The 26115-nt window shown below is 68.9% G+C and carries 19 protein-coding genes and 1 pseudogene (1 of these 20 cut by a window edge); 15 read left to right on the top strand and 5 right to left on the bottom strand.

What is annotated here, in order from left to right; translation table 11 throughout:
- Window positions 1-19: 19 nt before the first annotated feature.
- The 3 genes from K7G19_RS24045 to yihA all read right to left on the bottom strand — a co-directional run bounded on the left by K7G19_RS24045 (window position 20) and on the right by yihA (window position 3446).
- The gene (locus tag K7G19_RS24045; protein WP_226109516.1) at window positions 20-1354 is read right to left on the bottom strand and encodes a magnesium transporter CorA family protein; all 1335 of its coding nucleotides are present in this window, start codon (window positions 1352-1354) and stop codon (window positions 20-22) included.
- Between the two features lie 10 nt (window positions 1355-1364).
- Window positions 1365-2357 carry a porphobilinogen synthase gene (gene hemB, locus K7G19_RS24040; RefSeq protein ID WP_150082627.1) on the bottom strand — a complete coding sequence of 331 codons (993 nt, stop codon included), beginning with the start codon at window positions 2355-2357 and terminating at the stop codon, window positions 1365-1367.
- Window positions 2358-2654: 297 nt separating this feature from the next.
- Window positions 2655-3446: a ribosome biogenesis GTP-binding protein YihA/YsxC gene (yihA, locus tag K7G19_RS24035; RefSeq protein ID WP_226109515.1), complete on the bottom strand. Its 792-nt coding sequence runs from the start codon at window positions 3444-3446 to the stop codon at window positions 2655-2657.
- 280 nt (window positions 3447-3726) lie between these two features.
- Here yihA and K7G19_RS24030 point away from each other — a divergent pair, with 280 nt between their 5' ends.
- From K7G19_RS24030 to msrQ, 6 genes are all read left to right on the top strand, one after another.
- Complete coding sequence (locus K7G19_RS24030) at window positions 3727-4386, top strand: cytochrome c (protein WP_149319737.1); 660 nt, start codon at window positions 3727-3729, stop codon at window positions 4384-4386.
- A 147-nt stretch (window positions 4387-4533) separates the two neighbouring features.
- Complete coding sequence (locus K7G19_RS24025) at window positions 4534-6750, top strand: cytochrome c biogenesis protein ResB (protein ID WP_226109514.1); 2217 nt, start codon at window positions 4534-4536, stop codon at window positions 6748-6750.
- A 10-nt stretch (window positions 6751-6760) separates the two neighbouring features.
- Window positions 6761-7969 carry a c-type cytochrome biogenesis protein CcsB gene (ccsB, locus tag K7G19_RS24020; protein ID WP_223819518.1) on the top strand — a complete coding sequence of 403 codons (1209 nt, stop codon included), beginning with the start codon at window positions 6761-6763 and terminating at the stop codon, window positions 7967-7969.
- Window positions 7970-8130: 161 nt separating this feature from the next.
- Window positions 8131-8592: a hypothetical protein gene (locus K7G19_RS24015; RefSeq protein ID WP_149319735.1), complete on the top strand. Its 462-nt coding sequence runs from the start codon at window positions 8131-8133 to the stop codon at window positions 8590-8592.
- 200 nt (window positions 8593-8792) lie between these two features.
- Window positions 8793-9797, top strand: a complete 1005-nt coding sequence (msrP, locus tag K7G19_RS24010) for a protein-methionine-sulfoxide reductase catalytic subunit MsrP (RefSeq protein ID WP_150082624.1) — start codon at window positions 8793-8795, stop codon at window positions 9795-9797.
- 52 nt (window positions 9798-9849) lie between these two features.
- The gene (msrQ, locus tag K7G19_RS24005) at window positions 9850-10626 is read left to right on the top strand and encodes a protein-methionine-sulfoxide reductase heme-binding subunit MsrQ (RefSeq protein ID WP_226109513.1); all 777 of its coding nucleotides are present in this window, start codon (window positions 9850-9852) and stop codon (window positions 10624-10626) included.
- A 34-nt stretch (window positions 10627-10660) separates the two neighbouring features.
- Here msrQ and lysA read toward each other — a convergent pair whose 3' ends face one another.
- The gene (gene lysA, locus K7G19_RS24000; protein ID WP_226109512.1) at window positions 10661-11920 is read right to left on the bottom strand and encodes a diaminopimelate decarboxylase; all 1260 of its coding nucleotides are present in this window, start codon (window positions 11918-11920) and stop codon (window positions 10661-10663) included.
- Between the two features lie 429 nt (window positions 11921-12349).
- On the opposite strand from lysA, the gene cyaY reads away from it, so the two are divergent.
- Complete coding sequence (gene cyaY / locus K7G19_RS23990; protein ID WP_226109510.1) at window positions 12350-12685, top strand: iron donor protein CyaY; 336 nt, start codon at window positions 12350-12352, stop codon at window positions 12683-12685.
- Window positions 12686-12911: 226 nt separating this feature from the next.
- Here the strand turns inward: cyaY and K7G19_RS23985 are convergent, their stop codons facing one another.
- Window positions 12912-15290 carry a penicillin-binding protein 1A gene (locus K7G19_RS23985; RefSeq protein WP_149319729.1) on the bottom strand — a complete coding sequence of 793 codons (2379 nt, stop codon included), beginning with the start codon at window positions 15288-15290 and terminating at the stop codon, window positions 12912-12914.
- Between the two features lie 492 nt (window positions 15291-15782).
- On the opposite strand from K7G19_RS23985, the gene K7G19_RS23980 reads away from it, so the two are divergent.
- The 8 genes and pseudogenes from K7G19_RS23980 to K7G19_RS23945 form a co-directional block, all read left to right on the top strand.
- The gene (locus K7G19_RS23980) at window positions 15783-16781 is read left to right on the top strand and encodes a PilN domain-containing protein (RefSeq protein WP_226109509.1); all 999 of its coding nucleotides are present in this window, start codon (window positions 15783-15785) and stop codon (window positions 16779-16781) included.
- Window positions 16768-17925, top strand: coding sequence for a pilus assembly protein PilP (locus tag K7G19_RS23975; protein ID WP_226109508.1), 1158 nt, complete (start codon window positions 16768-16770; stop codon window positions 17923-17925). Before K7G19_RS23980 ends, K7G19_RS23975 begins: the two co-directional genes overlap by 14 nt.
- A gap of 392 nt (window positions 17926-18317) precedes the next feature.
- Window positions 18318-19721 (top strand): annotated as a pseudogene (locus K7G19_RS23970) (type IV pilus secretin PilQ); the annotation flags it as partial.
- Window positions 19722-19948: 227 nt separating this feature from the next.
- A complete protein-coding gene (locus tag K7G19_RS23965) occupies window positions 19949-20566 on the top strand; it encodes a shikimate kinase (protein WP_255650896.1) in 618 nt (205 codons plus the stop codon).
- Window positions 20553-21659: a 3-dehydroquinate synthase gene (gene aroB, locus K7G19_RS23960; protein WP_149319725.1), complete on the top strand. Its 1107-nt coding sequence runs from the start codon at window positions 20553-20555 to the stop codon at window positions 21657-21659. Before K7G19_RS23965 ends, aroB begins: the two co-directional genes overlap by 14 nt.
- A gap of 60 nt (window positions 21660-21719) precedes the next feature.
- Window positions 21720-22856: a deoxyguanosinetriphosphate triphosphohydrolase gene (locus K7G19_RS23955; protein WP_149319724.1), complete on the top strand. Its 1137-nt coding sequence runs from the start codon at window positions 21720-21722 to the stop codon at window positions 22854-22856.
- A 310-nt stretch (window positions 22857-23166) separates the two neighbouring features.
- Entirely contained in the window at window positions 23167-23883 is a 717-nt protein-coding gene (locus K7G19_RS23950; protein ID WP_226109504.1) for a transposase, read from the top strand.
- A 500-nt stretch (window positions 23884-24383) separates the two neighbouring features.
- Window positions 24384-26115, top strand: partial view of a glutamate synthase-related protein gene (locus tag K7G19_RS23945; RefSeq protein WP_226109530.1) — the beginning only. It continues 2978 nt past the right edge of the window; the window shows 1732 of its 4710 coding nt (coding positions 1-1732); it begins with the start codon at window positions 24384-24386; its stop codon lies beyond the right edge, outside the window.

Genomic DNA, 26115 nt, shown 5'->3' with positions numbered 1-26115 from the left:
GCCTGCCCGCGGCCCCGAGTCACTCCCGCCACAACCAGCGGCCGACCGCCCACATCGCGCCGATTCCCACCACCACCGCACCCATCAGCCAGATCGACCACCAGAAACCGCTGGGCTCCTGCAGCCACGGCATGCGCTCGAAGTTCATGCCGAACACGCCGGTGATCAGCGTCAGCGGCATGAACAGCGCGGTGATCATCGTCAGCATCCGCATGGTGCGGTTGGTCCGGTGCGCGACCGCCGAGAAGTGGATCTGCACCGCGGATTCGATCGAATCCTCGAGGCGCCGCGCATGCGCCAGCACGCGGAGGATGTGTTCCATCACGTCGTTGATGCGAACAAGCAGCACCTCGTCGCGGTCGTTGGCAGTGGCGCCGGCCGGGTCGCTGTAGGTGTTGTCGAGCAGGCTGTCGCGGAATTCCTGCAGCGCGTCGCGCTGTTCCTCGCACAGATGTTCCAGCCGGCGCAGCTGGATGCGCGCATCGAGCAGGCCCTCCCAGCTGGAAAAGCCGCTGCGCGCATTGAGCAGCGCACGCTGCCAGCGGTCGAGCTGGCGCGTCAGCGGCGCGCGCAGTTCGAGATAGCGGTCGACCATCGCGTTCAGCAGCCGCAGCATCAGGTCTTCGGGACGCGTCGGCGGACGGATGCCGTGCACCAGCGCCGTGCCGCCATTGGTGCGGACCTCGGGCCGAGGCCCGCGTGTCAGCTCGAGCAGCCGCTGGCGGACCTGCTCGATCGTGCGCGACTGCCCGGGCCGCACGGTGGCCAGCACGTGGTCGAACACGAAGAACGTCACCGGCTGCGTGTCGATGCGGGCGAGCGCGGGCAGGAAGCCGGGCGGATGGCGGCGCGGCTTTGTTGCCGGGGCCGAGGCGCCGGAGGGACCGGCGGTGCCCGCCGCCCCCGTCGCCGCCGACGTCCCCGATGCCCGCGCCGCGGTGTCCGCTCCGCCGTTGTGCGGCGCGCGACTGTTGCCGGCACCCGTGCCGGCACCGGTGCCGGCGTCGCTCGCATTGCCGCCCACCGCCGCCGGTCCCTCGCTGCCGGCCTCGGCAATCAGCCGGCTGGTCTCGAACGTCAGCTTGCGGAAGATCACCATGTCGTAGGCATGCGTCGTATCGAAGAACGACGGATGCGCGGCATTGGTGGCGTCGGCCAGATGCAGGTCCAGCACCGGCGCGCCGGTCAGCGTCTGCAGGTTGTCGCGCCAGGCCGACGGCGCCGCGCTGACCTCGGCGAGCGTGCAGTCGACCCAGACGAAGCGCGGCGCGGCCTGTTCGGCGAGAAAGGCGCGCGCGGCCTCGAGCGAATCGAGCGGATGGACCTGGCTGGCGGAAAAACCGAGCAGCTGCATGCGCGAGGGATCAGCGCGCCAGCAGGCGGGCGGCGTCGAGCGCGAAATAGGTCAGGATGCCGTCGGCACCGGCGCGGCGGAACGCCAGCAGCGATTCCATCATGACCTTGTCGTGGTCGAGCCAGCCGTTCTGCGCGGCCGCCTTCAGCATCGCGTACTCGCCGCTGACCTGGTAGACGTAGGTCGGGAAGCGGAACTCGTCCTTGACACGGCGGACGATGTCCAGATACGGCATGCCGGGCTTGACCATCACCATGTCGGCGCCTTCCATGATGTCCTGCGCGACTTCGCGCAGCGCCTCGTCGGTGTTGGCCGGATCCATCTGGTAGGTCATCTTGTTGCCCTTGCCCAGATTGGCGGCCGAGCCCACCGCGTCGCGGAAGGGGCCATAGAACGCCGACGCGTACTTGGCCGAGTACGCCATGATGCGGGTGTGGATGTGGCCGGCATCCTCGAGCGCATTGCGCACGGCGCCGATGCGGCCGTCCATCATGTCCGACGGCGCGACGATGTCGACGCCGGCCGCGGCCTGCGTCAGCGCCTGGCGCACCAGGATCTCGACGGTCTCCTCGTTCAGCACGTAGCCGTCGGCATCGAGCACGCCGTCCTGGCCGTGGCTGGTGTACGGGTCGAGCGCGACGTCGGTCAGCACGCCCAGTTCGGGGAAGCGGTCCTTCAGCGCCCGCACCGCCCGCGGGATCAGTCCGTCGTCGCGGGTCGCCTCGATGCCGTCGGGCGTCTTCAGCGAGGGATCGATGACCGGGAACAGCGCGATCACCGGGATACCCAGCTGCACGCATTGCTCGGCCACCGGCAGCAGCAGGTCCACCGACACGCGCTCGACGCCCGGCATCGAGGCGACGGTCTGGCGCTGGCCCTGTCCGTCGAGCACGAACACGGGGTAGATCAGGTTGTCCGGCGACAGCCGGTGCTCGCGCATCAGCCGGCGCGAGAAGTCGTCACGGCGCATGCGGCGGGGGCGGAATTCGGGGAAGGTCGACATGGTGGGATCGTCAGTCAGGGGGACGGCGGAGCGCAGCCGGCCACGATACCTGGGCGATCGCAGCGTCACGGCGAAGGGACCGGATGTGGCAGGGGCTTGGCCTGTCGGGCGGCGGCGTCCCGCGTCCAATAAAAAACTAAACTTTTGTGCGTGCCCGCTATCATACTCGCGGACCCTTTGCGTTGCGCCGCGTGCGTGGCGCGAGGTCCCCCGCTACTCCTCCCTGAGCGGGTACCCGCCTCGCGGCGGGAATATTCCCCCCCGTTGCTTGCAGCGGGGTTTTTTTTGCGCGCTCGCTTACGACGGGGTGCCGTCGCCGCCCGGCTTGCGGTCGGACTCGCCGGGAGGCGTGCCGTCCGGCGCGTCGTCGCCGGCGGCCTCCGGCGCTGCATCGTCCGTCGGCGATGCAGCGGCCGCCGGTGCATCGTTGGTCGCCGGCGCCGCGGCAGGCTGCGCCTCGGGCAGCCCCAGCCATCCGGCGATATGGCGCTGCGCCTCCTCGATGCCGCGGCGCTTCAGGCTCGAGAACAACTGCGCGGTCAGCAAGGGCGGGTTCTCCAGCTGGGCTGCATAGTCGGCCAGCACGCGGCGCGTCTCGCGCAGCGCCAGCGCATTCTCGCTGCTGGTCAGCTTGTCCGCCTTGGTCAGCAGCACGTGGATCGGCTTGCCGGTGGGCAGAAACCACTCGACCATCTGGCAATCGAGATCGGTGAAGGGCCGGCGCGCATCCATCATGATCACCAGCCCGGCCAACTGCTGCCGGGCCTGCACGTAGTCGCTCAGCAGCGATTGCCAGTGGTACTTGGCCGAGCCCGACACCTGTGCGTAGCCGTAGCCCGGCAAGTCGACCAGGAAGGCCAGCGGATCGGGTGCCTTGACCGGCGCCACCGCAAAGAAATTGATGTGCTGCGTGCGGCCGGGGGTCTTGGACGAGAACGCCAGCCGCTTCTGGTTGCACAGCACGTTGATGGCGGTCGACTTGCCCGCATTGGACCGTCCGGCAAAGGCGACCTCGGGCACGGCGGTGGCCGGCAGGTCGCGCAGATGGTTGACGGTGGTGAAGAAGCGGGCCTGGTGTAGGAGAGACATGAGGGAGAGGCAGGGTCGGGGAAGCCCGCGCGGGAGTGCGCCAAGCGTCTATCCGAGAAGCGATTTATTGTACAATACCGCGGTTAACGGCCTCCCGGCCGGGTGGCGTTCGACGTTCTTTTGGCCTTGTTGGCGGCCGGCATGACCTGATATTGCCGGCCGGCAGTGGTCTGCCAACGGGTCTGTCCCGTCTTTTCGCCCCAATGCGCGTCCTCACCGCAGGCCGGAGGCTGACCGGCACGCGATAGCGAATTCAAAACAATTCAGACAAGGTGTGCGAATGAATGGCATTGCGAAACTTGTGGCTGTCGTAGCACTGGCCTTGCCGGCAACGGCCTTCACGGGTCTGGCCTCGGCCGCCGAGCAAGCCGCCGTGAAGGCGGACCCGGCCAAGGGCGAGACCCTCTACACGCAGGGCGCGCCGGATCGCAATGTTCCCGCCTGTCTGAGCTGCCACGGCGCCAACGGCAACAGCGGCGCCGCGGTCAATCCGAAGCTGGCCGCGCAGCATCCCGAATACAGCGACAAGCAACTGGCCGACTTCAAGGCCAAGGTGCGCAACAACCCGATCATGACGCCGATCGCCTCGCAGCTGACCGCCCAGGAAATGCGCGACGTCGGCGCCTACCTGGCCCGCCAGACGCTCAAGCCCGCCAGCGCGAAGAACAAGGACACGATCGAACTGGGCCAGAAGATCTACCGCGCCGGCATCGCCAACAAGGGCGTTCCGGCCTGCGCGGCCTGCCATGGGCCGGCCGGCGCCGGCATCCCGGCGCAGTATCCGCGCATCGGCGGCCAGTTCTCCGAGTACACCGAGGCCCAGCTGGTGGCCTTCCGCCAGGGCGGCCGCAAGAACAACGCGGTGATGGCCGAGGTCGCGGCGCGGATGTCCGATGCCGAGATCAAGGCGGTGGCGGACTACGTCGCCGGCCTGCGCTAAGCTCACCGGTAGCCCCGGGCCGGCCGGCCCTCGCCGGCGCGGTGCGGGGGCGCAACCAACCGGACCGGCGATAATCGAAGAGGGTGGCCCGCGTCAGCGCGCCTCCCTCTTTGTCTTTTGCGCCCCGCGCCTTCAGCCTTTCCTGCCATGCCGACCGCTTCCACTTCGGGCCTGCGCCTGAAGACCCCCCACCGCCTGCTGCGCGATACCGTCGAGCTGGTCTCGTCGATGCGCTTTGCGATCGCGCTGCTGTCGGTGATCGCGATCGCCAGCGTGATCGGCACCGTGCTCAAGCAGAACGAGCCGTACGCCAACTACGTGAACCAGTTCGGACCGTTCTGGGCCGAGCTGTTCCACGCGCTGTCGCTGCAGAAGGTCTACGGCTCGTGGTGGTTCCTGCTGATCCTGGCCTTCCTGGTGGTGTCGACCTCGCTGTGCCTGGTCCGCAATGCGCCGAAGATGGTGGCCGACATGCGCTCGTGGAAGGACCATGTGCGCGAGCGCAGCCTGCGCGCCTTCCACCACCGCGTCGAGTTCGATGCCGCGCCGTCGCGCGCCGGCGCGGTGCAGCGCCTGGGCGCGCTGCTGGCCAACCGTGGCTATCGCGTGCGCCAGGTCGAGCACGACGGCGCCACGCTGCTGGCGGCCAAGGCCGGCGCGGCCAACAAGCTCGGCTATATCCTCGCGCACGCGGCGATCGTGGTGATCTGCATCGGCGGGCTGCTCGATGGCGACATGCTGATCCGCGCGCAGATGTGGTTCGGCGGCAAGACGCCGATCCGCGGCAACGCGGTGATCAACGAGATTCCGCCGCAGCACCGGCTCTCCAGCAGCAACCCGGGCTTTCGCGGCAACGCCTTCGTACCCGAGGGCGCGACCGTGTCGACCGCGATCCTGAACGTTGCCGACGGCGCGCTGGTGCAGGACCTGCCGTTCACGCTGACGCTGAAGAAATTCATCATCGAGCATTACTCGACCGGCATGCCGAAGCTGTTCGCCTCGGACGTGGTCGTCACGGACCGCGCCACCGGCAAGCAGACCGCCGCCACCATCAAGGTCAACGAGCCGCTGATCGTCGACGGCATCGCGATCTACCAGTCCAGCTTCGAGGACGGCGGCTCGCGGCTCAAGTTCGTCGGCTATCCGATGCAGGGCAGCTCGGCGAAGTCCTTCCCGTTTGCCGGCACGGTCGGCAACAGCGCGCCGCTGCAGGGCACCGGCACCGCGGTCGATGCGCAGGGGCTGGCGGTCGAGTTCAGCGACTTCCGGCTGATGAACATCGAGAACGTGACCGATGCCTCGGGCAAGGCCGATGCGCGCGGCGTGGCGACGCGCCCGCTGAACGAGCGCATCGAGGCGCGCCTGGGCGCGGCCGCCAATCCCGAGCGCGAGAAGCAGCTGCGCAATGTCGGCCCATCGGTGCAGTACAAGCTGCGCGACCGCAACGGCCAGGCACGTGAATTCCACAACTACATGGTGCCGGTCCAGCTCGACGGCCAGTCGGTGTTCCTCGCCGGCACGCGCGATACGCCGAACGAGCCGTTCCGCTATCTGCGCATTCCGGCCGACGAGCAGGGCAGCGTGGCCGACTGGATGCGGCTGCGCGCGGCGCTGCAGGACAGCGCACTGCGCGGCGAGGCCGCCCGCCGTTTCGCGCTGGCGTCGATGCCGGGCGACGACAAGGCCGAGGTGCGGGCGCAGTTGGCCGAGAGCGCGCGACGCGCACTGGACCTGTTCGCCGGCGCGGCGCGGCACGATGCCGATGCGCCGCCGGGCGGCTTCGCCGCGATCGCGGCCTTCCTCGAGCGCTCGGTGCCGCAGGCCGAACAGCAGAAGGCCGCCGAGGTGCTGCTGAAGATCCTGAACGGCTCGATGTGGGAGCTGTGGCAGCTCGCGCGCGAACGCGCCGACCTGCCGGTGGTCGCCAACAGCGCCCGGAGCGGTGCCTTCCTGCAGCAGGCGATCAACGCGCTGTCGGACAGTTTCTTCTACGTCGCGCCGGTGTTCCTGCAGCTGGACGACTTCCAGGAGGTCAAGGCCAGCGTGTTCCAGATGACCCGTGCGCCTGGCAAGAACATCGTGTATCTTGGCTGCCTGCTGCTGGTGCTGGGCGTGTTCGCGATGCTCTATATCCGCGAGCGCCGCGTGTGGGTCTGGGTCAAGGATGCGCAGCCGAATGCGGCCCAGGATGCCGCGCCGGACGATGGCGTGCCACGCGCCGCCGGCAGCCACGTGCTGATGGCAATGTCGACCCAGCGTCGCACCCTGGACTTCGAGAAGGAATTCGCCGCGCTGCGCGAGGACGTGCAGCGTGCCGCGGCGGCAGCGCAGGACGCGCCGCCCACGGCGCCGGCGACACGGTAGGGATTTCGTCATGTCTTCCAATTCTTCCAAGCTGCACGCCCCCGCCAACCCCACGGCGAACGAAGGGCACGCCCCGGCGGCAGTGGACACCTCATACCTGGAGCCCTCGTTCCTGGGCCGGCTGTCGTGGCTGGACTGGCTCTACGCGCTGTTGCTCGTGGTCGGCGCCGGCATCGGCCTGGCCCGCTACGGCCAGTGGATGGACGGCTACGACAAGGCGGTGCTGATCGGCGCCGTGCCGACCTTCGCGCTGCTGGGCTGGCACTGGAAGCCGGTGCGCGCGCTGATGGCGGGGCTGGCCGTGCTGGCGCTGCTGGCCGTGCAGCTCTACCACGGCGAACTGGCGCGCGCGGAGCAGGCCTTCCTGCTCAAGTACCTGCTGTCGAGCCAGTCGGCCATCCTGTGGATGTGCGCGCTGGTGTTCCTGTCGACGCTGTTCTACTGGGGCGGCCTGCTGGCGCGCTCGCAGACCGGCTACGGCATCGGCCACAAGCTGGCCTGGGCGGCGGTGGTGCTCGGCTTTACCGGCATGCTGGTGCGCTGGTACGAGTCCTACCTGATCGGCCCCGATATCGGCCATATCCCGGTGTCGAACCTGTACGAAGTGTTCGTGCTGTTCGTGCTGATCACCACGCTGTTCCACCTGTACTACGAGGGCCGCTACCGCACCGGCGCGCTGGGCCCGTTCGTGATGCTGGTGGTGTCGGCGGCCGTCGGCTTCCTGCTGTGGTACACGGTCAGCCGCGATGCGCACGAGATCCAGCCGCTGGTGCCGGCGCTGCAGAGCTGGTGGATGAAGATCCATGTGCCGGCCAATTTCATCGGCTACGGCACCTTCGCGCTGGCCGCGATGGTCGCGGTGGCCTACCTGCTGAAGCAACGCGGCATTCTGGCCGAGCGCCTGCCCGCGCTGGAGCTGCTCGACGACGTGATGTACAAGGCGATCGCGGTCGGCTTCGCCTTCTTCACCATCGCCACCATCCTGGGCGCGCTGTGGGCGGCGGAGGCCTGGGGCGGCTACTGGAGCTGGGACCCGAAGGAAACGTGGGCGCTGATCGTCTGGCTGAACTACGCCGCCTGGCTGCACATGCGCCTGATCAAGGGCCTGCGCGGCGCGATGGCGGCGTGGTGGGCGCTGATCGGGCTGTTGATCACCACCTTCGCTTTCCTTGGCGTCAACATGTTCCTGTCCGGGCTGCACAGCTACGGCGAATTGTGATCGTTGTGATCTGAAGCGCGCTTTTACGGCGTGGAAGCGAGGAAACCTGCCCTTTCGGGCAGGTTTTTTTGATTGGAAAGGGAATAAAGCGGCGCCTGAGGGTGTTTACTGGGAAACACGGCGCCGGTGGGCGGCGCCGACCTTTCCTGGAGACAGACATCATGGCCCTCTCGCGCCTTACCGCTTCCGGTCGTCTTGCCCTTCCCCTCACCGTCGCCGCCGCCATCCTGCTGACCGCCTGTTCCGGCATGGGCATGGGCTCGGGCAGCAGCAGTGCCAGCGCCAGCAGCTCGGCCAGCACCAGCGGCAACATGCCGCCGACCGTCAAGGTCAGCAACGGCGTGCTGACCGACCCGCAAGGCCTGACGCTGTACACCTTCGACCGCGATACCGCGGGCAGCGGCAAGAGCGTCTGCAACGGGCAATGCGCGGTCAACTGGCCGCCGCTGCTGGCCCAGCCCGGCACCTCGGCCACCGGCCAGTACACGATCATCACGCGCGACGACGGCAGCCGGCAGTGGGCCTATCGCGGCAAGCCACTGTACCGCTTCGCCAAGGACACCAAGCCGGGCGACCGCACCGGCGACAAGGTGATGAACGTCTGGCACATCGCCACGCCGTGAGGTGACTTAACGCGGTGCCGTGACCCGGTGACGTGACCCGGTGACGTACCGCGGCGACGTAAGGCGGTGCCATAAGCCATCGGCGACGGGCGCCGCGGCCCGCCGCACCAAAGGCCGGCCGGCCGGTCCAAACTGTGCCGGCCCGGCGCGATCCGTGGGACCGCCCGGCGCGCCGGCGCTCCGCCAAGCAAGGAACGACGATGTGGATTCCCTCTCCGAAATGGCTGCGCGGCGACGACATTCCGTCCAGCGAGATCACGCCGCCCGAAGCGTTCGCCGCGCGCCGGCGCTGGCTGGCGATGGTCGCGGCCGGCGCGGCCGGCAGCACGCTGGCACCGTGGGCCGCGCGCCAGGCGCTGGCGCAGCAGCCGGGCCGCGGGCAAAAGCTGCCCGCCACGCCCAATCCCGGCTACGTGGTGACCGACAAGCGCACGCCCTACGAGGACGTCACCACCTACAACAATTTCTATGAGTTCGGCACCGACAAATCGGACCCTTCCCGCAATGCGGGTACGCTGCGGCCGCGTCCGTGGCAGGTCAAGGTCGAAGGGCTGGTGCGGCAACCGAAGACGTATGACATCGACGGCCTGATGCGGATGGCGGCGATGGAGGAACGCGTCTACCGGCTGCGCTGCGTCGAGGGCTGGTCGATGGTGATCCCGTGGGTCGGCTTTCCGCTGGCCGAACTGATCCGGCGCGCCGAACCCCTGGGCAGCGCCAAGTACGTCGAATTCGTGACGCTCGCCGACAAGAAGCAGATGCCGGGGCTCGGCAGCCCGGTGCTTGACTGGCCGTATCGCGAGGGCCTGCGCCTGGACGAGGCCATGCATCCGCTGACCCTGCTGACCTTCGGCCTGTACGGCGAGGTGCTGCCGAACCAGAACGGCGCGCCGGTGCGCATCGTGGTGCCGTGGAAATACGGCTTCAAGAGCGCGAAGTCGATCGTCGCGATCCGCTTCGTCGACAAGCAGCCGGCCACCAGCTGGAACCTGGCCGCGCCGCAGGAGTACGGCTTCTATTCCAACGTCAATCCGGAAGTCGATCATCCGCGCTGGAGCCAGGCCACCGAGCGCCGCATCGGCGACGACAAGGGCGGCGGCTTCGCGGCGCTGTTCGCGCCCAAGCGCAAGACGCTGCCGTTCAACGGCTATGCGCAGCAGGTCGCCTCGCTGTACCAGGGCATGGATCTGCGCAAGTTCTTCTAGGACGCCAGCCCGGGTCTGCCCAGCCTCCGCCAACGTTCGCCTACGCCGCCGCATGCCTTGCACCGACACGACGCCTGCTGCGCCCCCGGGCGCGACCCATGCCGCCGCGCAGGCAGCGTCGCCGACAGGCGCCCGCCGTTCCGCCGCCACGCCCGGCACGCTGCCGCCGGCGCGGCTGCGCGCGCTGAAGGCGCTGATCTGGGTACTGGCGCTGCTGCCGTTCGCACGGCTCGTGTACCTGGGCGCGACCGGCCAGTACGGCGCCAATCCGCTGGAATTCGTCACGCGCTCCACCGGCACCTGGACGCTGGTGATGCTGTGCGCGACGCTGGCGGTGACGCCGCTGCGGCGCCTGAGCGGCTGGAACTGGCTGCTGCGGATACGGCGCTTGCTGGGCCTGTTCGCCTTCTTCTACGGCACGCTGCATTTCATGCTGTGGCTCGGCGTGGACCGCGGCTTCGATCTCGCCTATATGGCCAAGGACGTGTTCAAGCGTCCGTTCATCACGATGGGGTTTGCCGCGTTCGTGCTGATGGTGCCGCTGGCCGCGACCTCGACGCATGCGATGGTGCGGCGGCTGGGCGGCCGTCGCTGGCAGGCCCTGCACCGCAGCATCTATGCGATCGCGGTGCTGGCGATCCTGCATTACTGGTGGCACAAGGCCGGCAAGAACGATTTCGGCGAGGTGTCGATCTACGCCGCCGTGGTGGCGGCGCTGCTCGGCGCGCGGCTGTGGTGGTGGTGGCGCGGGACGGCGCGCGCCGCTACCGCTGCTGCCGCGCCGAGGGAATCCTCGCGGCAGTCGTCGCCGCAGCAGTCGCGGCAGTAGCCGCGGCAGTAGTCGCGCGGCAGTCGTCGGCGCCTTAGCGCGGCAGCAGCTTCTCGTCGCGGAACAGGTCCTCGACGCGCTCGCGGGCGCGCACCAGGTGCACCGCCTCGCCGTCGACCATCACCTCGGCCGCGCGCGCACGAGTGTTGTAGTTCGAGCTCATCACGAAGCCATAGGCGCCGGCCGACATCACGGCCAGCAGGTCGCCGGGTGCGACCGCCAGCGCGCGATCGCGGCCCAGCCAGTCGCCCGATTCGCACACCGGCCCAACGACGTCATAGGTCACGGCCTCGCCCGCATGCGGCACCACCGGCTCGATGCGGTGGAAGGCCTCGTACATTGCCGGGCGCGCCAGGTCGTTCATCGCCGCATCGACGATGCAGAAGTTCTTGGCCTCGCCGGGCTTGAGGAATTCGACGCGCGTCAGCAGCACGCCGGCATTGCCGACCAGCGAACGGCCCGGCTCGAACAGGACCTCCCGATGGCCGTGGCCGCGCTGCGCCACGCGCTCGAGCAGCGTGCGCGCGAAGCCGGTGATATCGGGCGGAGTCTCGTCGTCATAGGTGATGCCCAGCCCGCCGCCGACATCGATATGCGACAGCACGATGCCCTCGCGCTCGAGCGCCTCGATCACGTCGAGCACCTTGTCCAGCGCTTCGATGTAGGGCGAGACCTCGGTGATCTGCGAACCGATATGGCAGTCGATGCCGGTGATCTCCAGGTGCGGCAGCGCGGCGGCCGCGCGGTAGGTCGGCAGCACGTCGTCGAAGGCGATGCCGAACTTGTTGCCCTTGAGTCCGGTGGAGATATACGGATGGGTGCGCGCGTCGACGTCCGGATTGATCCGCAGCGACACGCGCGCGCGCTTGCCGACGCGGCCGGCGACCGCGTTCAGGCGGTCGAGCTCGGGAATCGATTCGACGTTGAAGCACAGCACGTCGTGCGCCAGCGCCAGTTCCATTTCGGCCTCGGACTTGCCCACGCCGGAGAACACGACCTTGCGCGGATCGGCGCCCACCGCCAGCACGCGCTGCAGCTCGCCGCCCGAGACGATGTCGAAGCCCGCGCCAAGCTGCGCGAACACCTGCAGCACGGCCAGATTCGAATTGGCCTTCATCGCGTATTGCACGCGGGCCCGATGGCCCGCGCAGGCGGCGGCGTAGGCCTGGTAGGCGGCGGTCAGCGCCGCGCGCGAATAGACGTAGGTCGGCGTGCCGAACTGCTCGGCGATACGCGCGAGCGGCACCTGTTCGACGGCGAGGGCGCCGTCGCGGCGATGGAAAAATGCGGTCATGTTATCGAGCGGCAGGGGCGGCAGGGGCCGCAGGAGCGGACGCAGGCGCGAAGGACGAAGGCGTGCGGGCCGCCGGCGTGCGCGCGGGCATCGGCGCGGCGTCCGGCTGCGACAGGCCGGGATCGGAGACGCTGGGCTGCACCGGCGCGGGCGGGCGCTGCGGCATCACCAGCGGGCCGCGAATGCCGCATCCGCCGAGCAGGGGCATCGCTAGGCCGGCGGCAAACGCCGCTACAATCGCAACACGACGCAACATCGGGTCGTCCTTGGAAACAGGGGTCGAACGGGAGGCGGACCGGAGCAGCCGGGGCCGGGCAACGGTGCCCGCGGGCACTCGGGTCGGCGCCCGGATCGGCCCGCAGAACAATGCATCAGCCCGGAACGGGTCCCGGCAGGGACCGGCCGCGGCTGGCGGTCTTGGAGTGTAGCATGTCCCTTTTGAGCGAAAGCGAGTTCCTGGCGCTGGCGACCGGCGAGCTGGATCGGCTGGAAAGCGCGATCGAGCAGGCCGCCGATTCGGCCGACGCCGATATCGAAATCAACCGCAGCGGCAATGTGATGGAGCTCGAGTTCGAGGACGGCTCGAAGATCATCATCAACAGCCAGGCGCCGATGCAGGAACTGTGGGTCGCGGCGCGCGCCGGCGGCTTCCATTTCCGCCGCGACGGCGAGCGCTGGGTCGACACGCGCGAGGGCACCGAGCTGTACCAGGCGCTGTCGCGCTACCTGAGCCAGCAGGCCGGGACCACGCTGACGCTGGGCTGATTTTCCGCATAGCGGCGCATCGGCACAACCGCACAACCGGACAACCGGACAACCGGACAACCGCATAACCGCATAACCGCATAACCGCATAACCGCATAACCGCATAACCGCATACCTGCCCCCGTGGCAAGCAAAAAGGCCAGCCCATCGGGCTGGCCTTTTCGTTGTGCGATCGCGCTTTTGCGAGGGCGTTGTGCGATCGCGTCTTGCCATCGGTCGGCCGCATCAGCCGCCGCCGAACATCTCCAGGATGCGGCGCTTTTCCTGCTCCAGATCCGCCGGCGATGGCGCGCCCGGATCGGGTGCCTTGCCGGGCCACGGATCGCCCAGGCCCACCGAGGCCACGCCGGCGCCGCCGGCATTCTCTTCCAGCGTCCAGTCGCCGGCCACCATCACCACGCCTTCCGGCGGCTGGCGGTCCGGGCTCTCGGGCACGCCCTTGAGCATCTTCGACATGTAGCTGATCCAGATCGGCAGCGACAGGCCGCCGCCGGTCTCGCGTACGCCCAGGCTCTTGGGCTGGTCGTAGCCCATCCAGGCCACCGCCACCAGCTTCGGCGTATAGCCGGCGAACCAGGCGTCGACCGCGTCGTTGGTGGTACCGGTCTTGCCCGCCAGGTCGTTGCGGCCCAGGCGCTGCTTGGCACTGTAGGCGGTGCCGGTGCGCACCACGTCGCGCAGCATGCTGTCGGCGATGAAGGCCGTGCGCGCGTCGAGCACGCGTACCGCGTCCTCGCCGGCGCGCTGCGGCTTGGTCTCCGACAGTACGTTGCCGCGCGCGTCGACCACCCGCTGGATCAGGTACGGGTTGATGCGATAGCCGCCGTTGGCGAACACCGAATAGGCGCCCGCCATCTGCAGCGGCGTCACGCTGCCCGAGCCCAGCGCCATCGGCAGGTAGGCCGCATGCTTGTCGGCATCGAAGCCGAAGCGCGTGATGAACTCCTGCGCATACTGCGTGCCGATCGCGCGCAGGATCCGCACCGACACCAGGTTCTTCGACTTGGCCAGCGCGCGGCGCATCGTCATCGGGCCTTCGAAGCGGCCGTCGTAGTTCTTGGGCTCCCACACCTGGCCGCCGGTATCGGGGCCGATCGACAGCGGCGCGTCGTTGATCACGGTCGCCGGCGAGAAGCCCTTTTCCAGCGCGGCCGTATAGATGAAGGGCTTGAAGCTCGAACCCGGCTGGCGCCACGCCTGCGTGACGTGGTTGAACTTGTTGCGATTGAAATCGAAGCCGCCGACCATCGCGCGGATCTCGCCGTCCTCGGGGTTCAGCGAGATGAAGGCTGCCGCCACCTCGGGCAGCTGCGCCACCGACCACGCGCCTTTCTCGTTCTGCACCACCCGGATGATCGCGCCGGGACGGATCTTGACCTTGGGCTGGGCGTTGGCCGCCAGCGACGGCGCGATATAGCGCAGCGCCTGGCCCTCGATCACCACTTCCTCGCCGGACAGCAGCACCGCGCGCACCTGCTTGCTCGATGCCGCGGTGACCACCGCCGAGCGCATGTCGTCGCTGGCCGGATGCTCGACCAGCGCGTCGTCGATGGCCTGCTCGCGCTCGGCCGGATCGGACGGCAGGTCGATGAAGGCCTCGGGGCCGCGATAGCCGTGCTTGCGCTCGTAGTTCATGATGCCGGTGCGCACCGCCTCGTAGGCCGCGTCCTGGTCGGCCTTGGTCAGCGTCGTGTACACCGTCAGGCCGCGCGTGTAGGTCTCCTCGCGGTATTGGGCGTACATCAGCTGGCGCACGATCTCGGCCACGTACTCGGCGTGGGTCGAGAACTCGTTGCCCTCGTTGCGGACCTTCAGCTCTTCGTGCACCGCCTCGTCGTACTGCTGCGGCGTGATATAGCCCAGGTCGCGCATGCGCTGCAGGATGTATTCCTGCCGCACCTTGGCGCGCTTGCGGTTGACCACCGGGTTGTAGGCCGACGGCGCCTTCGGCAGGCCGGCCAGCATCGCGGCCTCGGCCACGGTGACGTCCTTGATGGACTTGCCGAAGTAGACGCGCGCGGCGCTGGAGAAGCCGTAGGCGCGCTGGCCCAGATAGATCTGGTTCATGTACAGCTCGAGGATCTGATCCTTGCTCAGATTCGCCTCGATCTTGTACGCCAGCATCATCTCGTAGATCTTGCGGGTGTAGGTCTTCTCGCTGGACAGGAAGAAGTTGCGCGCGACCTGCATCGTGATGGTCGACGCGCCCTGCGACAGCCCGCCGCGCAGATTGGCCAGGCCCGCGCGCAGCACGCCGATGAAATCGACGCCGCCATGCTCGTAGAAGCGATCATCCTCGATCGCCAGCACGGCTTTCTTCATCACGTCGGGGATCTCGGCGATCGGCACGAAATTGCGCCGCTCCTCGCCGAATTCGCCGATCAGCACGTTGTCGGCGGTGTAGATGCGCAGCGGAATCTTGGGACGGTAGTCGGTCAGCGTGTCGAGCGACGGCAGATTCGGCGCCGCCACCAGAAGCGCGTAGCCGAGCAGCAGGGCCACCGTGACGACACCCGCGGCCATCAGGCCCAGCGCCCAGTAGCTGGCGCGTATCCACAGCGGGCGGCGAGCCGGTTTAGCCGGCTTCTGTTGTGCAGTAGCCATTGGGTAATACCTAGTTGGAGGTGCCCGGATTATATCGCTCGCCTTCGCGGCTCCCGGGCGGGTAGTGCCGTGGCGGGCGCATCCATGCTGTTACAAGATGTAAGGCCAAAAAACGTCGCCGCTCATCGTCGCCCCTCATATCAGTATGGGCGCCTGCGGCCCAAGCGCAATCGCGCCGTGACTTGCGAAAACCGGCTCGATGGGCATGGCCTCGCATTGCCGGTGCCATGTCCGCCTGCCGAGAATCGGTCCATCGTCGCGCCATCCCGGCGTGCGTGCGGCGTGCGGGCAGCATGCGGGCGGCATGTGAGCCGCATGTGAACCGCATGTGTGCCGCATGTGTGCGGGATGTGTGGGACGCGTGGGGCCATGCAGGCAGCACGCGTGCGGCAGGCGCGCGTCGTCGGTCGTGGCGCGGATCGGCGTGATGGGCGAGAACGGGGCAGGCAAACGGGCAGGGCAGGGCGGCGGATTTCGGACAGGCGGTCAGCAGTGGAAGCGCCGGTTAGAGCCGCGATCGCGCCGTCGAGTTCAACGCCGTGCCGGATCGACGAGGGGAGAGGCATCGTGCGGGGGCAGGGAATCTGGCGGAGGGGATGGCATCGCGCGGCGCGTCTGGCACGGCGTCTGGCGCCGCCATCGGTGCGCGATCTGGCGTCGCGATGGGTCCGGGATCGGGCGCCGGATTTGAAGGATCTGGCGCCGCGGCTTGCGCCCCTTTCTGCCCGGCTGGCCGGTTCGCTGCTGCCAGGCTGGCGCACCGCAGCCGGCGTGGCAGGGGCGGCCGTGCTGGTCGGTGGCTATGTACTCGATCGCCGCATCGCGGCCATCGAGGGAGGCAACCGCGCCCTGGCCGAGCGGGCGCGGCAATGGGAAGCGCCGGCGCACGAGGCTGCCCGGCTGCGGCAGGAAATCGCGGCGGTCAGCCGGCGCGGCGGCGCGCTCGATGCGCTGCTGCACCACCGTGGCCGGCCCGCACTACTGCTTGATGCGCTGGCCCGCCAGATGCCGCCCGGCGTCCATCTGCGCAGCGTCAGCCAGCAGGACGACACGGTGACGATCGAAGGGGTGGCGCGCCATCACGAGCGGGTGGCGGCATTGGTGCGCCAGCTCGCGCCGTTGCCGTGGCTGGCGCGCGCCGAACTGATCGAGTCGCGCTCGGCATCCGTCGGGGCGGGCACGGGCGGCGATCCGACAGCGGCATTTGCGTTCTCGGTGCGGCTGGTCTATCGCCCTGTCGATACTGCGGGCGCGGCAAGCGCGGCAAGCGCGGCAAGCGCGGCAAGCGCGGCAAGCGCGGCAAGCACGGCAAGCACGGCAAGCAGGGCAAGCACGGCAAGCACGGCAAGCACGGCAAGCACGGCAAGCACGGCAAGCACGGCAAGCACGGCCGCCAGAGCAGGCAGGGCCGGCAGGGCGGGCGCGGTTGGAACTGGCGCCTCCACGGCAACATCGCCACCGACGGACAGGAGCCCACATGGCGCCGGATGACGAAGACGAGAGCCCGGCCGCCTCGGCATCCTGGCTTGGCCAGTGGGTCGAACGCGATGCGGGAGCGCTGCGCGGGTTTGCCGCAGGGTCCCCGCTGTGGCCCGTCCTCGCCGCCTGCGCGGTGCTGGCGGCCGGCTGGCAATGGCATTGGCGCGACAAGCTGGACTTGCTCGACAGCCGGCAGGCCGAGCACGCGGCGCTGCGCGAGTCCGCCGGGCGACAGGCGGCCGAGGCGGCGAGCGCCGAGCCGTTGCGGCGGCGCCTGGCCGAACTGACGCAGGCGCTGACGAGGCGGGAGCGCCATCTGCCCGACCATGGCGGCATCGACGACCTGCTGGTCACGTTGAGCGCGCTGGCCACCGCCCGCGGGCTGCGGATCGTGCTGTTCCAGCCGCAGGCCGCGGAGGCAGGCGAGGAATTCGCCCGGATTCCGCTGAGGCTGCGCGTCGACGGCGGCTATCGCGAGATCGCGGCCTGGCTGGCCGATATCGCGGCCTTGCCTCGGCTGGTGACGCTGCAGTCGATGCAGTTGGCGGCCGGCAAGGAGGGCAGGGAAAGCAGGGAGCGCAAGGACGGCAGGGACGGCAGGGACGCCGGCGAGCTGACGATGGAGGCGGTCGCGCTGGCCTACCGGGCACTCGACGTTGGAGAACGCGCCGCGCAGCAGCGGGGGGCGCGTACCTCGCGCGGGAAAGCCGGAAGCCAGCCCCCGCCTTCGATGGCGTGGACGCCCGCGCCGCTGGACGTCGCGCTGCGCCTGCCGTTGCTTGGCGCCCACCATGCGGGCGACACCGATCCGGCGGCAATCGACCCCTTCGCTTACGCTCGGCTGGCCGCACCGTCATTCGCGCCGCCGGACGATGCGCTCGCGGCGCGTCCGCGCGAGCCGCTCGAGGCGTATGCCCTGGAGCAGATCCGCATGGTCGGCAGCCTGCATAGCGCGGGCCGCGCCTACGGCGTGATACGCGTGGATGGCGCCGATGGCATGGTGGCGGCGTTGCAGGTCGGCCAGCGTCTGGGCCGCCGCGATGGCGTCGTGGTGCGCATCGGCCGGGACGAGATCGTGCTGCGCGAGCGCGTCTGGAACGGAGAGGATCGATGGATCGAGACGACGGCTCGCCTTGCGCTGGATGCGCCGGCATGACGGGGCGCATGCCGCGGCGGCGCGCGTCGTGGACGCTGGCGTTCGCGCTTGTCCTCGCTATCCCGCTCGCCGCTCCGCTGCGCGCGCTCGGGGCGGCCGTGCCTGCCACGCCTGAGCCCGACCCCACCCCCACGTCCGCGCCGACGCTCGCGCCCGTACCCGCGCCCACCACGTCCACCACAACCGCCACAACCGCCACAACCGCCACAACCGCCACAACCGCCACAACCGCCACAACCGCCACAACCGCCACAACCGCCACAACCGCCACGACCGCCACGACCGCCACGACCGCCACGGCCGCCACGACCGCCACGGCCGCCACGACCGTCAGACCCACAACGGCCGCAACGCCCGCGTCGCGGCCCGCCGCCGCGGCTTCACCCATGCGCGACCGCCTGTCCCTCAATTTCCAGCGCGTCGATATCCGCGCCCTGCTGCAGGTATTCGCCGATTTCACCGACCTGAACGTGGTGGCCAGCGACAGCGTGCAGGGCAATCTGACACTGCGGCTCAAGGACGTGCCGTGGGAGCAGGCGCTGCGGATCGTGCTCGATGCCAAGGGGTTGGCGTCGCGGCGCGAGGGCAATGTGCTGTGGGTCGCGCCGCGCGCGGAGCTGGCGGCGCGGGACAGGCACGAGCTGGAGGCGCGGCAGCAGTTGGCGGATCTGGAGCCGGTCGGCAGCCAGGTGTTCCAGCTGAACTACCAGCGCGCCGACGATGTTCGCCGGCTGCTGCTCGGGAGCGGACCCGGCGCAGCCGTGGCGGGACACGGCCCCTATGGCGGATCGCACGGGCATGGCGCGCCTGCGGGCACATCGATTGGCACATCGGTTGGCGCGTCGATGGGCACGTCGGTCGGCACATCCGCTGGCGCATCGGCGGGGCGCCTGCTGTCCCGCCGCGGCAGCCTGACGGCGGACGCCCGCACCAACCAGCTGTTCGTCTCCGACCTGCCCGAGCGGCTGCAGCAGATCGCCGCCTTTCTGGCGCGTATCGACGTGCCGGTGCGCCAGGTCATCATCGAGGCCCGCATCGTCGAGGCCGACGACAAGTTCAGCCGCAATCTGGGCGTCAAGCTGGGCTTTGCCGCGCAGTACGGGCGCGGCCGCGTCGCCGATACCTGGACCGACGTGCTGCCCGGCGCGGCCGGCGAGCCCGGGCCCTTGCTCAGTCTGCCGGCCGGCGCGCTGCATGGCGCCGACCCGGGCCATCTGGCGGTCAGCCTGTTCAACAGCGCGGCCAGCCGTTTCGTTGCGCTGGAGCTGTCCGCGCTGGAGGCGGACGGCAAGGGCAAGATCGTCTCGAGCCCGCGCGTGGTGACCACCAACAATATCAAGGCGCTGATCGAGCAGGGCACGGAGCTGCCCTATCAGGCGGCCACCTCCAGCGGCGCGACCTCGGTGCAGTTTCGCAAGGCCAACCTGAAGCTGGAGGTAACGCCGCAGATCACGCCCGAGGGCCAGGTGCTGCTGGACGTCGACGTCAGCAAGGACAGCGTTGGGGTGCAGACCACGCAGGGCTTCGCCATCGACACCAGGCACGTGCAGACCCAGGTGCTGCTCGAGAACGGCGGCACCGCGGTGATTGGCGGCATCTATACGCGCGCCGAGCGCGGCGATGTCGCCAAGGTGCCGCTGCTGGGCGATATCCCGGTGCTCGGCCGGCTGTTCGGCAGCCGCTCGGTCTGGCGTGATCGCACCGAGTTGCTGGTCTTCCTGACCCCACGCATCCTGCGCGATGCCGTCGCGCCGGCACGGGGCCATTCGGGCGCCCCGTTCGGCGGGATGCAGTAGACTGAGGCCCGCAAATGCAGCGGCGGCGCCGGCATGCGGCAGGATCGGGCGATTTTCGCCGGGGATTTGCCTTCCGCGCCGGCCCCGCGCCTGCACGGGTCTTGCCCCGCCGGGCCCGACATAAGAAGATGATGCCGTTTCCAACCCGCGAGCCGCCTGCAGAGCGCCGATCGGCTCGCCGCGAATCCGTGACCGCTTCCCGTCCGAACCTTTTTTTCGTCGGCCTGATGGGCGCCGGCAAGACCACTGTCGGCCGCACCGTGGCCCGCCGCCTCGGCTATGCCTTCGTCGATTCCGACCATGAGATCGAGGCGCGCTGCGGCGTGCGCATCCCGGTGATCTTCGATCATGAAGGGGAGAGCGGCTTTCGCGACCGCGAGGCGCAGATGATCGACGAGCTGACGCAGCGCGAGCGCATCGTGCTCGCGACCGGCGGCGGCGCGGTGCTGCGGCCCGAGAACCGCAGCCGGCTGAAGGCGCGCGGCACGGTGGTCTATCTGCGCGCCAGCCCGCACGACCTGTGGCTGCGCACGCGGCACGACCGCAACCGCCCGCTGCTGCAGACGCAGGATCCGAAGGGGCGTCTCGAGGCGCTGTACGCCGAGCGCGACCCGCTCTATCGCGAGGTCGCCGATTTCGTCATCGAGACCGGCAAGCCCTCGGTAGCGCAGCTTGCTAATATGGTGCTGATGCAACTCGAGATGTCCGGCTGGATCGCCGCGGCCGGCGGCAACGAAATCCACGGCGACGCCCGGAGCGATGTCCGCGGCGACGGCGCCAGCGATCCCCACCACGATGCCGACATCGAGCCGGCGCAAGATACCAAGACCGATGATCACGCTTGAAGTCGACCTGGGAGAGCGCAGCTATCCCATCCATATCGGCGCCGGCCTGCTCGACCGCGCCGACCTGCTGGCCCCGCATGTCCGTGGCCGCCACGCCGTCATTGTCACCAACGAGACCGTGGGCCCGCTGTACGCGGCGCGGGTCGAGGCCACGCTGACCGGCCTGGGCAAGATCGTGCGCACGGTGACCCTGCCCGACGGCGAGTCCTTCAAGCACTGGCAGACGCTGAACCTGATCTTCGATGCGCTGCTCGGCGCCGGGGCCGACCGCAAGACCACGCTGATCGCGCTGGGCGGCGGCGTGGTCGGCGACATGACCGGGTTTGCCGCGGCCTGCTACATGCGCGGCGTGCCCTTCGTGCAGATGCCCACCACGCTGCTGGCCCAGGTCGATTCGTCGGTGGGCGGCAAGACCGGCATCAACCATCCGCTCGGCAAGAACATGATCGGCGCCTTCCACCAGCCGCAGGCGGTGATCGCCGATATCGGCACGCTGAAGACGCTGCCGCCGCGCGAACTGGCCGCGGGCCTGGCCGAGGTGATCAAGCATGGCGCGATCGCCGACGCGGACTACTTCGCCTGGATCGAGCAGCATATCGGCGCGCTCAACGCCTGCGACGCCGACATGTTGGCGCTGGCGGTGCAGCGCTCCTGCGAGATCAAGGCCGCGGTGGTGGCCGCCGACGAGCGCGAGGGCGGCATCCGCGCCACGCTCAATTTCGGCCATACCTTCGGCCATGCGATCGAGGCCGGCATGGGCTACGGCGAGTGGCTGCACGGCGAGGCGGTGGGCTGCGGCATGGTGATGGCCGCGGACCTGTCGCTGCGGCTGGGCTTCATCGACATCGAGACGCGCTCGCGCATCGAGCGGCTGGTGGCCGCCGCGATGCTGCCGGTGGTGGCACCCGACCTGGGCGTGGACCGCTATATCGAGCTGATGAAGGTCGACAAGAAGGCGGAGGCCGGCCAGATCAAGTTCATCCTGCTCAGGAAGCTCGGCGAGGCGCTGATCACCAGCGTGCCCGATGCCGACCTGCGCGCCACGCTGCAGCACGCCGTATTGAAACGTCCCGTCGAGGCACCGGTCGCGTAAGCGGTCGGCCATGCCTCGCAACCCTCAGACGATGCCCGCATCGCCCAACCGGATTGCCGCATGACCGACCTCGAAAGCCATCTCGCCCCCTATGCCGCGCACTCGGCGCAGTCGCGCGGGCGTGTCCATGTCGAACCGGCGTCGTCCTCGCGCAGCGAGTTCCAGCGCGACCGCGATCGCGTGATCCACAGCACCGCGTTCCGCCGGCTCGAATACAAGACGCAGGTGTTCGTCAACCACGAGGGCGACCTGTTTCGCACGCGGCTGACGCACAGCCTCGAGGTGGCGCAGATCGCGCGCTCGATCGCCCGCAACCTGCGGCTGAACGAGGACCTGGTCGAGGCCATCTCGCTGGCGCACGACCTCGGCCACACGCCGTTCGGCCACGCCGGCCAGGATGCGCTGAACGCCTGCATGAAGAACCACGGCGGCTTCGAGCACAACCTGCAGAGCCTGCTGGTGGTGGACGAGCTGGAGGAGCGCTACGGCGGCTTCAACGGCCTGAACCTGACCTTCGAGACGCGCGAGGGCATCCTCAAACATTGCTCGCGCGTCAACGCCGCCGCGCTGGGCGAGCTGGGGCGGCGCTTTCTCGAAGGCACGCAGCCGTCGCTGGAGGCGCAGCTGGCGAATCTGGCCGACGAGATCGCCTACAACAACCACGACATCGACGACGGGCTGCGCTCGGGACTGCTGACGCTGGAGCAGATGGACGAGGTGCCGATGTGGGGCCGCCATCGCGCGGAGGTCATGGCGGCCTATCCGGGCATCAACGGCCGCCGGATGATCAACGAGACGGTCCGCCGGATGATCAACACGCTGATCGTCGACCTGATCGAGACGACCCAGCGCAATATCGCCGCCGCCCGGCCGGCCGATATCGACGCGGTGCGCGCGGCGGGTCCGCTGGTCGCCTTCAGCCCGGCGGTCAGGGAGGAGGCGCAGGCGCTCAAGCGCTTCCTGTTCCGCCATCTGTACCGCCACTACCTGGTGATGCGGATGTCGGCCAAGGCGCAGCGCATCATCAGCGACCTGTTCGAGGCTTTCATGGGCGACCCGCGCCTGCTGCCGCCCCAGTACCAGGCGTCCCATGGCGGCGACCAGCCGCGGCTGATCGCGCACTACATCGCCGGCATGACGGACCGCTACGCGATCCGCGAGCATCGGCGGATGTTTGCGGTCGGCGAGCAGAACTGACGACCGGCCACCAAGCCCGCGCACCAAGCCCGCGCACCAAGCCCGCGTACCGAGGCCGGGCACCAAGCCCGCGTACCGAGGCCGGGCACCAAGCCCGCGCCCCAAGCCCGCGCCCCAAGCCCGCGCCCCAAGCCCGCCCACCAAGCCCGCGTACCTAGCCCGGGCACCAAGCCCGCGCCCCAAGCCCGCGCCCCAAGCCCGCGCCCCAAGCCCGCGCACCAAGCCCAGCAGCTCGCGCACACCAGGTCCGCGCATCAAAAATAGGGACAGATCAGTTATCATCGCGCCATCGCTCTGACACGATGGCGCCATGGCACGACTTCCCCGCTTCTCCCCGACCGGCCTGCCGGCACTGGTGTTGCAACGTGGCAACAACCGCCAGCCGGTCTTCCTGGGCCCCGACGACTACCGCTTCTACCTCGACTGCCTGCGGATGGCGGCGCGCGAGCACGATCTCGCGGTGCATGCCTATGGGCTGCGGCCCAACCATATCCATCTGGTAGCGACGCCGCGCCGCGACGACGCGCTCAGCCTGACCATGCAGGCGGTGGGCCGCCGCTACGCCCGTTACTTCAATCGCGTGGCCAACCGCACCGGCACGCTGTGGGAAGGGCGCTTCCGCTCGGCGGTGCTGGAGCCGGACGCCTGGATGCTGCCGGCCATGCTCTACGTCGAAGGCAACGCCGTACGGGCGGGCGAGGCCAACACGCCGGACGAGGACCGATGGAGCAGCCACCGCCATCACGTCGGCCTGGAGGCGAGCCCCTTTGTGAGCGATCACTCCGCCTACTGGGCGCTCGGCAACACGCCCTTCGAGCGCCAGTCGCGTTACCAGTCGCTGGCGGCGGAAGGGCTGTCGTCGTCCACGCTGGCCGTGCTGCGCAAGCACGCGCACAGCGGCTGGCCGCTTGGCAGCGAAGGCTTCCTGCGGGGCCTGGAGCGGAATGCCGAACGGCGTGTGCAGCCGCTGCCGAAGGGTCGGCCGAAGCGTGCGCCGGCCGAACCCGATGCCGCGGAAGCGTCATGATTCGTGCCTGTCGACGGCAGCCGATGGCGGCCGCGATAGCGGTCTGCGGCAGCGGTGGGCGGTCCCATGGCATGCGCAATGGCGATGCCGCGTCCGCCCCGAAATGGTGCAATGTTAATGTGTCCCCAATTAATGACCATCACCAAAACAGGGCATGGATTAATATGATCTGACCCCATTTTATTTTTTTGCGGGCCTCGGACGATTCTTTTATATTTGCTCCACCCACATTCATTGTGCGGCGCGTCACGTCCTGTGTACGCCGCTGCGGTCCCCTTCGCTGCCCACCACGTCCGTCCGGACTGCACGCGAACGCCGTTCCGGCCGATGCCACGCGAGGCGCGCTGCCCTCACCGGAATCGAAGCCCGTGGACCAATCGCAAATCCCGCCGGCCGAGCAGGCCCAGTCGCTGATGGCCCAGCAATCGGCCCAGCAAACGGCCCAGCAACCGACCCCGCAACTGGCCGAAGCGCCCGCCGGGCGCCCGCAGGCGCAAGGCATGTACGACCCCGCCAACGAGCATGACGCCTGCGGCGTCGGCATGGTCGCCCATATCAAGGGCAAGAAGAGCCACGAGATCATCCTGCAGGGCCTGAAGATCCTGGAGAACCTGGATCACCGCGGCGCAGTGGGCGCGGACCACCTGATGGGCGACGGCGCGGGCATCCTGATCCAGATTCCCGACCAGTTCTATCGCGAGGAAATGGCGAAGCAGGGCGTGACCCTGCCGCCGGCCGGCGAGTACGGCGTCGGCATGATCTTCCTGCCGAAGGAACACGCCTCGCGCCTGGCCTGCGAACAGGAGCTTGAGCGCACCGTCCGCCTGGAAGGCCAGGTCGTGCTGGGCTGGCGCGACGTGCCGGTCGACGCGACCATGCCGATGTCGCCGACCGTGCGCAAGACCGAGCCGGTGATCCGCCAGATCTTCATCGGCCGCGGCCGCGACATCATGACGACGGACGCGCTGGAGCGGAAGCTGTACGTGATCCGCAAGACCGCGAGCCACGCCATCCAGGCGCTCAAGCTCAAGCACGGCAAGGAATACTTCGTGCCGTCGATGTCGGCGCGCACCGTGGTCTACAAGGGCCTGCTGCTGGCCAACCAGGTCGGCCAGTACTACCGCGACCTGCAGGACCCGCGCGCCGTGTCGGCGCTGGCGCTGGTCCACCAACGCTTCTCGACCAACACCTTCCCGGCCTGGGAGCTGGCGCACCCGTACCGGATGGTCGCCCACAACGGCGAAATCAACACCGTCAAGGGCAACGTCAACTGGATCAACGCGCGTACCGGCGCGATCTCGTCGCCGGTGCTGGGCGACGACCTGCCCAAGCTGTGGCCGCTGATCTATCCGGGCCAGTCCGATACCGCGTCGTTCGACAACTGCCTCGAGCTGCTGACGATGGCCGGCTATCCGCTGGTCCACGCGATGATGATGATGATTCCGGAAGCGTGGGAGCAGCACACGCTGATGGACGACAACCGTCGCGCCTTCTACGAATACCACGCCGCGATGATGGAGCCGTGGGACGGCCCCGCGGCCATCTGCTTTACCGACGGCCGCCAGATCGGCGCGACGCTGGACCGCAACGGCCTGCGTCCGGCGCGCTTCTACGTGACCGAGGACGACGTCGTGGTGCTGGCCTCCGAGGCCGGCGTGCTGCCGTTCCCCGAGTCGCGCGTGGTGCAGAAGTGGCGCCTGCAGCCGGGCAAGATGTTCCTGATCGACATGGAGCAGGGCCGCATCATCGACGACAAGGAACTGAAGGACAACCTGGCCAACGCCAAGCCCTACAAGAGCTGGATCGACGCCGTGCGCATCAAGCTCGACGAGATCGACGCGAAGCCGGAAGACGTCGCCTCCGAGGCCAAGCCCGCCGCCAAGCTGCTGGACCGCCAGCAGGCGTTCGGCTTCACGCAGGAGGACGTCAAGTTCCTGATGGCGCCGATGGCGCTGTCCGGCGAAGAGGCGACCGGCTCGATGGGCAACGACTCGCCGCTGGCGGTGCTGTCGTCGAAGAACAAGACGCTGTACCACTACTTCAAGCAGCTGTTCGCCCAGGTCACCAACCCGCCGATCGATCCGATCCGCGAGAACATGGTGATGTCGCTGGTGTCCTTCATCGGGCCGAAGCCGAACCTGCTCGAGCTGAACAACATCAACCCGCCGATGCGCCTCGAAGTGTCCCAGCCGGTGCTGGACTTCAAGGACATCGCCAAGATCCGCAACATCG

Source organism: Cupriavidus sp. DB3 (genome assembly GCF_020418465.1).
GTDB classification, from domain to species: Bacteria; Pseudomonadota; Gammaproteobacteria; order Burkholderiales; family Burkholderiaceae; genus Cupriavidus; species Cupriavidus cauae.
The sequence above is the reverse complement of the archived record's forward strand: the minus strand, read 5'-3'. Positions and strand labels throughout refer to the sequence as shown.

Excerpts from the sequence above, each read along its gene's own strand:
- K7G19_RS23965 (WP_255650896.1), top strand. The coding sequence starts at position 19,949 with ATGGGCGCCGGCAAGACCACTGTCGGCCGCACCGTGGCCCGCCGCCTC.
- cyaY (WP_226109510.1), top strand. The coding sequence starts at position 12,350 with ATGTCCCTTTTGAGCGAAAGCGAGTTCCTGGCGCTGGCGACCGGCGAG.
- K7G19_RS23955 (WP_149319724.1), top strand. The coding sequence starts at position 21,720 with ATGACCGACCTCGAAAGCCATCTCGCCCCCTATGCCGCGCACTCGGCG.
- lysA (WP_226109512.1), bottom strand. The coding sequence starts at position 11,920 with ATGACCGCATTTTTCCATCGCCGCGACGGCGCCCTCGCCGTCGAACAG.
- msrQ (WP_226109513.1), top strand. The coding sequence starts at position 9,850 with ATGCCTTGCACCGACACGACGCCTGCTGCGCCCCCGGGCGCGACCCAT.
- msrP (WP_150082624.1), top strand. The coding sequence starts at position 8,793 with ATGTGGATTCCCTCTCCGAAATGGCTGCGCGGCGACGACATTCCGTCC.
- K7G19_RS24015 (WP_149319735.1), top strand. The coding sequence starts at position 8,131 with ATGGCCCTCTCGCGCCTTACCGCTTCCGGTCGTCTTGCCCTTCCCCTC.
- K7G19_RS24030 (WP_149319737.1), top strand. The coding sequence starts at position 3,727 with ATGAATGGCATTGCGAAACTTGTGGCTGTCGTAGCACTGGCCTTGCCG.
- K7G19_RS23975 (WP_226109508.1), top strand. The coding sequence starts at position 16,768 with ATGGCGCCGGATGACGAAGACGAGAGCCCGGCCGCCTCGGCATCCTGG.
- ccsB (WP_223819518.1), top strand. The coding sequence starts at position 6,761 with ATGTCTTCCAATTCTTCCAAGCTGCACGCCCCCGCCAACCCCACGGCG.
- K7G19_RS23985 (WP_149319729.1), bottom strand. The coding sequence starts at position 15,290 with ATGGCTACTGCACAACAGAAGCCGGCTAAACCGGCTCGCCGCCCGCTG.
- hemB (WP_150082627.1), bottom strand. The coding sequence starts at position 2,357 with ATGTCGACCTTCCCCGAATTCCGCCCCCGCCGCATGCGCCGTGACGAC.
- K7G19_RS24025 (WP_226109514.1), top strand. The coding sequence starts at position 4,534 with ATGCCGACCGCTTCCACTTCGGGCCTGCGCCTGAAGACCCCCCACCGC.
- K7G19_RS24045 (WP_226109516.1), bottom strand. The coding sequence starts at position 1,354 with ATGCAGCTGCTCGGTTTTTCCGCCAGCCAGGTCCATCCGCTCGATTCG.
- yihA (WP_226109515.1), bottom strand. The coding sequence starts at position 3,446 with ATGTCTCTCCTACACCAGGCCCGCTTCTTCACCACCGTCAACCATCTG.
- aroB (WP_149319725.1), top strand. The coding sequence starts at position 20,553 with ATGATCACGCTTGAAGTCGACCTGGGAGAGCGCAGCTATCCCATCCAT.
- K7G19_RS23950 (WP_226109504.1), top strand. The coding sequence starts at position 23,167 with ATGGCACGACTTCCCCGCTTCTCCCCGACCGGCCTGCCGGCACTGGTG.